The 9346-nt window shown below is 36.4% G+C and carries 9 protein-coding genes and 6 tRNA genes; 14 read left to right on the top strand and 1 reads right to left on the bottom strand.

Annotated features, from left to right (window positions below; genetic code table 11):
- The first annotated feature begins 12 nt into the window (after positions 1–12).
- From C2M25_RS12030 to C2M25_RS11985, 10 genes are all read left to right on the top strand, one after another.
- A tRNA-Phe gene (locus C2M25_RS12030) sits at positions 13–88 on the top strand.
- A gap of 57 nt (positions 89–145) precedes the next feature.
- Positions 146–221, top strand: a tRNA-Thr gene (locus C2M25_RS12025).
- Positions 222–416: 195 nt separating this feature from the next.
- Positions 417–492, top strand: a tRNA-Phe gene (locus C2M25_RS12020).
- Between the two features lie 51 nt (positions 493–543).
- Positions 544–619: transfer RNA gene (locus tag C2M25_RS12015), tRNA-Thr, on the top strand.
- A 113-nt stretch (positions 620–732) separates the two neighbouring features.
- Positions 733–808: transfer RNA gene (locus C2M25_RS12010), tRNA-Phe, on the top strand.
- A 283-nt stretch (positions 809–1091) separates the two neighbouring features.
- On the top strand, positions 1092–1886 hold the full coding sequence (locus C2M25_RS12005; RefSeq protein ID WP_158679719.1) for a hypothetical protein: 795 nt from the start codon (positions 1092–1094) through the stop codon (positions 1884–1886).
- A gap of 297 nt (positions 1887–2183) precedes the next feature.
- Positions 2184–3290, top strand: a complete 1107-nt coding sequence (locus C2M25_RS12000; RefSeq protein WP_105181210.1) for a hypothetical protein — start codon at positions 2184–2186, stop codon at positions 3288–3290.
- 593 nt (positions 3291–3883) lie between these two features.
- Positions 3884–4768 (top strand): phage integrase N-terminal domain-containing protein, encoded by an 885-nt coding sequence (locus C2M25_RS11995; RefSeq protein WP_105181209.1) that lies wholly within the window; start codon positions 3884–3886, stop codon positions 4766–4768.
- Positions 4769–4820: 52 nt separating this feature from the next.
- Positions 4821–5906 carry a hypothetical protein gene (locus tag C2M25_RS11990; protein ID WP_105181208.1) on the top strand — a complete coding sequence of 362 codons (1086 nt, stop codon included), beginning with the start codon at positions 4821–4823 and terminating at the stop codon, positions 5904–5906.
- 1 nt (position 5907) lies between these two features.
- Positions 5908–6429, top strand: a complete 522-nt coding sequence (locus C2M25_RS11985) for a hypothetical protein (protein ID WP_199775178.1) — start codon at positions 5908–5910, stop codon at positions 6427–6429.
- 258 nt (positions 6430–6687) lie between these two features.
- On the opposite strand, the gene C2M25_RS11980 is transcribed toward C2M25_RS11985, so the two are convergent.
- Complete coding sequence (locus C2M25_RS11980; protein ID WP_105181207.1) at positions 6688–6891, bottom strand: hypothetical protein; 204 nt, start codon at positions 6889–6891, stop codon at positions 6688–6690.
- Between the two features lie 69 nt (positions 6892–6960).
- Between C2M25_RS11980 and C2M25_RS11975 the strand changes: the two genes are divergently transcribed.
- From C2M25_RS11975 to C2M25_RS21735, 4 genes are all read left to right on the top strand, one after another.
- Positions 6961–7158 (top strand): hypothetical protein, encoded by a 198-nt coding sequence (locus C2M25_RS11975; protein ID WP_105181206.1) that lies wholly within the window; start codon positions 6961–6963, stop codon positions 7156–7158.
- 256 nt (positions 7159–7414) lie between these two features.
- Complete coding sequence (locus tag C2M25_RS11970; protein ID WP_058585648.1) at positions 7415–7645, top strand: DUF4224 domain-containing protein; 231 nt, start codon at positions 7415–7417, stop codon at positions 7643–7645.
- Between the two features lie 4 nt (positions 7646–7649).
- Positions 7650–8738 (top strand): tyrosine-type recombinase/integrase, encoded by a 1089-nt coding sequence (locus C2M25_RS11965; protein ID WP_105181205.1) that lies wholly within the window; start codon positions 7650–7652, stop codon positions 8736–8738.
- Between the two features lie 148 nt (positions 8739–8886).
- Positions 8887–8957: transfer RNA gene (locus tag C2M25_RS21735), tRNA-Phe, on the top strand.
- Positions 8958–9346: the final 389 nt, after the last annotated feature.

The following is a 9346-nucleotide window of genomic DNA, read 5'->3' as shown; positions in this document are numbered from 1 at the left end:
AAACTAAATATTGCCCAGATAGCTCAGTCGGTAGAGCAGAGGATTGAAAATCCTCGTGTCGGTGGTTCGATTCCGCCTCTGGGCACCATTATTTGATAATCTCTTTTAAAGTGATTATAGTGCACAACGCACACGATTTTAGTGTGCCGACTTAGCTCAGTTGGTAGAGCAACTGACTTGTAATCAGTAGGTCATCCGTTCAACTCGGATAGTCGGCACCATTTTTATCCTCGATAGCAAATTGCTGTCAGGAACTTGCCCAGATAGCTCAGTCGGTAGAGCCATCGGGAATTGCATTGAAAATCCTTGTTGATATTCTGCATAAAATTAAATATTGCCCAGATAGCTCACTCGGTAGAGCCATTGGGAATTGCATTGAAAATCCTTGTTGATATTCTGCATAAAACTAAATTTTTGCCCAGATAGCTCAGTCGGTAGAGCAGAGGATTGAAAATCCTCGTGTCGGTGGTTCGATTCCGCCTCTGGGCACCATTATTTATAATCACAACGTGATTAAGTGCAAAACGCACACGACTTTAGTGTGCCGACTTAGCTCAGTTGGTAGAGCAACTGACTTGTAATCAGTAGGTCATCCGTTCAACTCGGATAGTCGGCACCATTTATTTAATAGTTAGCATTTAGCTAATTGTTTTGCCCAGATAGCTCAGTCGGTAGAGCCATCGGTAATTGCATTGAAAATCCTTGTTGATATTCTGCATAAAACTAAATATTGCCCAGATAGCTCAGTCGGTAGAGCAGAGGATTGAAAATCCTCGTGTCGGTGGTTCGATTCCGCCTCTGGGCACCATTTTTCCTAGCCTCCCGCTGAAATCTAAAATATCGTTTCCTACTAAAACATACTTTCCCTACAAAAATACCTGTATTCGTCGTAATTGACGGAGGCGATTTTGCGAACGCCAGAAAGCAAAAAACCGCGATAAAGAAACTCAGATTAAGTTTGGCGACTTAAGTTTCTAACGCGGCTTTCATAAACAACTCAAAATGTTTATATGGCTATATTAGCTGTAGGGTAATCCTGTGTCTAGTGGTAAGCCAAAAAATTGCTGACTAACGTTCCAGTCGAATTTCAATTGACTAGAAAATTAAAAAATAATTTTTCATCAAGCCTAAATACGGTAAGTGATCATTGCGGCAAAAAGAAACAAGTGTTCTTTGCTTTAGAAGTCCTTGCAGCTACAAAATCAGATACTCAAACCTTAATTTTGGGGCATATTGCATATCACCATGCTAAGCATGGCAAATTTAACTCATCAGCAGCAGCAATCGCTAAACATTTAAGTTATTCGATAAATGCAGTTAAAAACGGTCTTAAAAAGCTTCTAGAGCCACTAGAAGACGAAAAAGAGCCTTTGCTAATTGAGTCTGCTAATCCTTCGAGCTATAGCCGCACATTGCATTTAAATGTAAAACACCCTTTAGGCTATCGTTTATTGCAAAGCTACACGCAGATGCTTAATAAACAACAGTCGAGCAACACACTACGTTTATACTCAGTTCAGCTTCATTTGTTTGATTCTAAAAGTCGCTATGACTCTCGCCATCAACATAAAATGCTCATGCTACAGGCCTTGATAACCAGTAAAATTAAAGCCGGTAAAATTGCCACAAGAAATAAACGCGATACATACCAGCAAAGCATTTCACAGCTAGCAAATAAGCTGGGCTGGGCATATATGACGGTAAAATCGCTGATCGAAACTATGCTAGAATTTGGACTGCTGTCTGCGGTGAAAGAAAAGCTTAAGCATGTATGTAAATTTGTGTTTAGTTTTAAACAGCCGGTTAAAGTTAAATCTAATAATACACACAGTGTTCAACTGCCGATTTCAGCCCCAATAGAGCGTTACCGCGATCCTGTAACTTAGATCAAATCAAATTTCTTACTGCCTTGTTTGGTAGGGCATTAGTGTGCTTGTTGATTTTAACTCACCTAATTAGTTCATATTTTTAAGCATTTGAAAAATTATATAAGGTACTTTTTATAGATTTAGAGTGTGATCTTTGACTTTAGGATTTGCTATTGGCACTTTCATTAAATTAGTGACATAGTTAACTTTTATGGGCTAAGTCCGTTATTGGTATCATTAAAACACTGACTTTTGAGTTAATTTAGTGGTGGCTTTAAATATATAATAAATAATGAATAAAAAGGTATAACCTCAATGGCTCAGATCGAAGAAAGTGCAACCATAGTTGATTGGTTTAAAGAAAGATTAGCAAGCCCATTTCTATTTACGTACACTCTGATTGCTGTGGTGTATAATTGGAAGTTTATTGGCTGGGTTTTGTATCAACCATTAAAGTTTGAGGATAAAGTTCTTCGTATAGAAAATGGAGCAGCGCCAGTTTCTTTTTACATTTGCATGCCTTTATTACTAACGCTTCTAGTGTTGGTAGCAGCTCCGCTAGCAAATAATCTTGGTGAGTTTAGCGTAAAATTTGCTAACAGATCTCTTTCTGCTCTTTTAAATAAGTTTAAGTGGGATGAATACATTAAGGTTAGTCAATTTAATGAGATCCAAGTTGAGAAACAAGCACTTGCTAGACAAAATATAGAACTGGGTTCTATTAACACGGATCTTACTAAAAAGTACCATAAATTAAGCGATGACAACTTAACATTAAGAGAGCAACTCGAAAGTTTAACTGATAGTTTTAACAAACAAACTGATTCATACAATGAGTTATCCCGTAACTATGAAAAAGCGCAGATTCAACATTTAACAGATATATCTGAAAATATGAATTTGAGTTTAGAGCTTAAAAAAGCAAATTACAGTTTAAAAACTTATAGACTTCAAACAGCATTCAAACTAGCAAAGAAAAATATCCAACTTCATCAAAGTTCAGGCAATGCTTTATCTGTTTCTTTAGCTAATGAGGTTAAAGAACAACTGCAAAAGCAAAGTTTAAAAGCAAATTGGTTTACAGATAATTTTGACCAAGAAATTGATCATCCTATTTATGGAGTTTTAATTGAGGGGAGTTTTTATAAATCAGGTCGAATTATTTTGCTTCCGTCTTTATTAAAAAATAGAAACTTGATTTCTATCGATATTATTCTTAATGGTTTTGTAGATGGGCTTGAACTCTTTTTGATCGACTCAAATGACAATGAAATTAAGTTAGAAACAATGCAGGTTAAGTTAAAACCTAATAAAGATAGTATGCATTTTGCTGACATTAAATTAGTTAAAGGAAAAGTAGAGTCTCAAGTTGAACTATTTTTTGATGAGTATATAGATCAGTATAAAAAACCTCTAAAGTAAAAAGAGATATATTCCACTCTGACTAGAGCCGCGTCACTCCTGCGAAGCAATAGGGGAGTGACGCGGTGGGCAAACCCAGCTGTACCAACGGGCTTATTACTTTTGTTGAAGTTATGGACGGGTTATGCCATTATCTTATTACTTACTTAACGAGGCCATCGGTCATCGTATCTTTAAAATAAAGCTTTCAGCTTTGTCATTTCGAAAAGCTACCAATGTGATGTAGCTATAAGCCAAAAAGTTAACTTTTCTTAATCAATAGCCAGTGCTTTCTAGCAATAGCTTGATTTAATTTTGTGTATACGAAATTCATGAAAAATTACTTTATGGCGCTTAAAAAGGAGACCTGTTATCACTTAACTAACCAGTGCAAAGCACACTTGATTTGCGTTTTATTTTGTACGCCCAATAGGGAAACATTTAAGGCGAGGCTATTTCGGCCATTTTGAACTTTGTGCCTCTATTCGTATTTATACGGAAATTGTACGCTCCAACGTGCAATTGGCATTTAAAACTTACCTTTTGGAATATTAGGTTCAATTAGTCAGTTAAGTGCATAACAGGTTATTTAATTCATCACTAACTGGTGGTTTATGAGTAACTTAAAGTACCAACTACAAGGCTTAATGCTAAGAAATCAAGATGGTAGCTACAGCACACAGGCAGGGCGAAAAAAGGCGTTAGTGCAACTTGCTGCACAGCTTAAAGAAGGTGGATTTCGATTAAAATCGGTTCATTCATTAAAGCCAAAACACGTAAATTACCTGATAGAGCGCTGGCAAGCTGAAAAGCTTTCGCCAGGAACAATTAAAAACCGCGTTGGGCACATTAGATGGTGGGCTGAAAAAGTCGGAAAATCATCGATGCTGCCAAAATCAAATAACAGTGCAAACCAAGCAATATCACTTAACTTAGAAAAGCGCAGTTACATTCCAACTGATTCAAAAGCCAAAGAGCTAGACTTAGCCAAGCTCGAAAAAATTACAGATCACTACGTGCAGTTATCATTGAAGCTTCAGTTAGAGTTCGGGCTTCGTAGAGAAGAAGCTATTAAGTTTAAGCCTAATTTTGCCATACGTGGAGAGCAACTCGTTTTAAAGTCATCGTGGACTAAAGGTGGCCGTCCAAGGACTTTGGCAATAAGAACCGACACTCAGCGAGCCTTATTAAAAGAAATACAGCAAACTGTAGGTGGCGGTGCATTGATAAGACCTGATAAAAATTACAAGCAGCAATTAAAAAGCTACGAATGGCAAACAAGTCGTGTTGGCCTTGATAAAAATCATGGATTACGTCACGAGTATGCCCAAAAACGTTACTTGGAACTAACAGGTAGACAAGCCCCAATTAGCGGTGGTCTAAAAAGCAAAGAATTAACTGCAGACCAAAAATTTATTGATAAAGAAGTTCGTTTGCAAATTTCTCATGAACTAGGGCATAGTAGAGAGCAAATAACAGTTGTGTACCTAGGTAGATAGCTATCAAACATTTTTATGGTATTTGTTTATAGTTTTTGGATAAGGATTTCTTATGAGTGAAGGGTTAGTAACTTTTTTTAAGTATAAGTCAATGGGCTTTGCTCGTAGAGGTGATGATTATTTTGAACCTCTTCCGATGGATTTAATGCTCTCGTCACTCCGGGAATGGTTTCAGGAACGAATTTCATTAGAAGACACTTTGCTTTGGGATGATAAAACCCCTGGGTACTCCCATAGAAAAAAAGTATACCTAAAAGCAATAGAAAGAGATGAACTCACTGGTGACTATTTAATTATTTTATGGCGTGCAATTGGTCAAGGGAATGGAGTTTATGGAATAAAAGCTGATGCAGGCCTTGAAGATAATAAGTTGTATAATGCAGATGAAAATGTAGGTAATGATCGTGTGATTTGGGGAGAGCCTGCATATTATTGGTTTATACCTTCACTAAATATCTTTTCTTCGATTCGTTTTAATAACTCTATTGCAGATACTGAGCTTCTTAATAGGTATATAAGAGACTATGTTGAGTTACATAGTGATTTTAGACAGCGTAATGTTGAAGAAAAGCAAAATGAAAGGGGAGGGAAATACCTTTCAATTTCATTTTCTCCGTCAGTTGAGGGTGAAACAGGAAATTTATGGTTCAGGGCTTACAGCGAGCAGTATAAAAAACCCACTACAGAGTCTGATTTGGAAACAGTTGTCCATGAAATAACCCATTTCGTTAAAAGAGAAGAAATAAGTGCACAAGTCATGGAAGAAAGTGGTTGGACTAACTTATTTAAGAATCTACCTTTTGTATCTAGTCAGGTCACTAGAGGTAACCGAAAAGTTGAAGTAAATATTGAAGCTAAGCCAACCGTGAGAGAGCTTAAAGAAATGCTTGAACTATACGAGAGAGAATACCTAGGAAGTGACTGGAGAAATATTGGCTTTAAAAAAGAAGGCTCAGGTATTGTCTGGTTGGATAAGTTTGTCGTTAAAAGTATTTTGCCTGTAAATGATATTAAGGGTGGGGGTCGAGATGACAGCGGACATTACACGGCTACAAGGTTATTCAAGGCTATGGAGTTCACGAGGGATAAGCTGTTAAGTGCTTTTTATGAGGAGCCCCAAAAGGCTGTTGGAGAGTAAAATGTATCTTTACATATGGCACTCTTTTGTAGTTATTATTTTTCTTGCAATTAGTTTTTTATATAAAGGTAGTGTTAGGTTTTCTGATTTACAACCAATCATAAGTGCATTGCAAAATAGCGCCGCAATGATTTTTACAATTATGGGTATATGGATAGCTTACATATATCCCCAAGCAATGAGAAAGGTTATACAGCCAAGTTCAGAGGCTATTTTTCCAACAGAAGATAAAAAAAGAGTGAAACTGTTGGTTGGGGTGGTTATTTTATCAGCATTAACCTTAGCTACCTTACTTATTGGAGTTTTTATAAAGCCATTTATTGTAAAATGGAGCTTTTACATTTCTTACCCTTCAATTTTTTCATTCTTATCTATCTTTGTCATTAGTCTACTGGTTTATGTGCAGTTGTTTTGTATTTACAGCGTAATTGCTTCAAATGTTAATTTTATTACTGACTTAATCAACAAAGAAAATGGCCAAAAAATAAATGATAAATTAGACCGCACAAAAAAAAATAATTAGGGGTTATTCTGCTAAGGGTAGAGGGATAACCTACAAGAGCTTTCAAAAAGCAATTGAAATGCGTCAGATGATTAAAGGCTCTCAAGATACTTAGTTGCAAACTGAATGAATATAATTACAGCTTTGATGTGAACGTGAAAATTCTAGATGAATTTGCTACCGATTATAGTGGTCAGATAGGCTATAAATATGAAGTAGGGGAAGATTTGGGTAAGGAGTTCATATCTTTTGCTTTTCTTATTTAAAACTGATTAGTAGTTAATATTTAGTATGATCATCATTTATTCTTGTGCCCATTGATGACCCTGTCAAAATTTCAGTGCTGCCATCTGCGTTAGTATATAGTGACTTTGAGCTTGGTTCATAAATATCAAATTCACCTTCGTATGAGTCTTCAGGCAATGGCTCAGATAAAACATCAATAGCAACTTCTGTAGCTTTTAATAGAAAATCAATGAACATAAATTTTACCTAGATGGTGAAGAGGTTTATATTAAATATATATTAAATTCAATGAAATGAAAGATGAATATGAAAAAATATTACTACTCAAAACAACATGATTTCATTGTGTGTTACCAATCAGGCAATGAAATAACTAATGACATCGAAATGGAGGCATTTATGGCTTCTAGCCTTGAATTTGGTATTGGACTCAGTAAAGAAGGTGCCCTTGAAGATCTAAACTTTAATCTAGATGGAATTGAGAAAATAAAACTTCATAGTTAGTACTCTCCTAATAATGTTTGCTATTTAAAAAATGGCAAACTATATTAAAAAAAGCTGAAAAATGATGAAATCGTCAAAAATCAGCAGATATATTTAGTGAGGCCTTAGGCCATCATGCTTTAAGTCGTCACGCATTAGCTGCGTGAGCAAATCAAGAGTTAATCATTACCAAACATATAATTTACGTTTGGAATTAGAGTTATTTTGATTTTTCGGTTGCTAAAAGTGACTGGAAACTTATTAGTGTGAGAAACCTATGAGCTTATTCCTTTCCAAAGAAGAAATTGCTGAACTTACTGGCAGAAAGCAACGCCAGAAGCAAGTTGAGCAGCTTACAGTAATGCGTATAACCTTCACCTTAGATGCTTTTGGCTGGCCAAAAGTGTTACGTAAATCTATTGAAGCTGAACTAGGCGCAAGCCCAAACCAGCGAAATTCGAATAATAGTTCTATCTTTAAATACACTGAGTTGAATTTAGAGGATTAGAACTATGGGTAGAAAGCGTTCACCTGAAAATCAAAATCTACCCAGAGGAATGATCTATAACAAAAAAGCTGACACTTATTATTTAAGAGCGGCTGGGCAAAAAGATATTCGACTAGGTAAAACCATACATGAAGCCTTTAGAAATTATTATGCTTACGCAGAAATAAACTATGAATGCCGCACAATGTTTGACTTGATAAATAGGTATATGAAAGAAGTTTCACCGACTAAAGCTAAAGACACACACAAAAGCAACATTGCAGCAGCTAAGAACCTTATTAAACGCTTTGGCTCAATGAACCCTACTATGGTTAGGGCACGTCATGCCTATCAGTACTTAGATTTGAGAGCTAGAGAGGGCGCACCTGTTAGGGGAAATCGTGAATTTGCCTTACTCAGCACTGTAATGACCCACGCTGTAAGGTGGGGAATAATTGATTGTACTCCTTTTAATGGAATAATCAGAAATCCTGAGAGGCCTAGAGATAGACTCGTTTTAGATGAAGAAATAGATGTCTTTTTTAAATATTGTCCACGCTGGCTTCAGCTATACATCGAGCTTAAGCTTGCAACAGGTTTAAGGCAAACGGATATGATCAGCCTAAGCAGCAAAGATTGGTGTGAAAAAGAAGGGTTGAAAGTGCAAACGTCAAAAACCAAAGTAAGGATTCAATACAATTATTGTGATTATTTAGCTAACTTGGTTTCTGAATTAAAAGAAATAAATGGTTACCGCAACGTAGCAAAGAGGCGTATGCCAATACTTCATTGGTACTTCTTTGCATCCCATGCTAATTCTAAGCGAGATAAACCGTTAACTGCATCAGGAATCAGAACTGCATGGAATAAAGCGATGACAAAGGCGTTAGCAAGTGGTGAATTAAAACCAGAGCAACGATTTCAAGAACGAGATCTTAGGGCTAAAGCTGCAAGTGATTGTGAAAGTATTGCTCAAGCGTCTGAATTGCTAGGTCACTCTAATCTTGGAACAACTAAAAGGGTGTACAGAAGAGGGTATGCTAAAGTTGAAGCTTTAAAGCCTGATGCAGAGAAAGGTATTGATGTTAAACAAAGGATTGAAAAAGAGCGTTAAAAAAGGCATCATCAATAGGTTGAATTTGTTTAGTTAGTTTAAAATCTATAAGTACATAAAAACATGATATTTTTAACTAAACAACAAAGAATTTATTAACTAGACGAAAATTATAGGAAAATTTTTGTAATTAAGTTTAGTAAAAACAATATTTTAGGTGTTATATAGCGTGGGTTGAAAATCCTCGTGTCGGTGGTTCGATTCCGCCTCTGGGCACCATTAATTCAAAGCCTCGCAATCGCGAGGCTTTTTTGTTTCTGTCCCCTCCAAATCACGATTTTACTTCCCGTAGGCGTGAAATTTAAAGAGCTATCAGCTTTCAGCCGTCAGCTATCAGATTGAAAAGTTAGCGAGTTAGAAAGGGGAAAGAGTAAAGGGTAAAGGTACGAGTTTCGAGACCCGAGATACGAGTTGTAGGAGGCGTTTTAACGCCGAAAAACCAGAGTTATTAGATATCAGTGGTTAGAAGTTAGATTAAAACAAAAAAGCTAGAAGCTTTTAGCTGTAAGTTTTAAGACGATCGTGCGGGGCTTTTAGTTGTAGGAGGCGTTTTAACGCCGAAAAAAGACGATTTGGTAGGGTGACCCCTTTACGAATCCAAAACCAAC

The organism is Pseudoalteromonas sp. T1lg21 (assembly GCF_002964625.1).
GTDB classification, from domain to species: Bacteria; Pseudomonadota; Gammaproteobacteria; order Enterobacterales; family Alteromonadaceae; genus Pseudoalteromonas; species Pseudoalteromonas gelatinilytica.
This window is presented reverse-complemented; position numbering and strand designations above follow the sequence as displayed.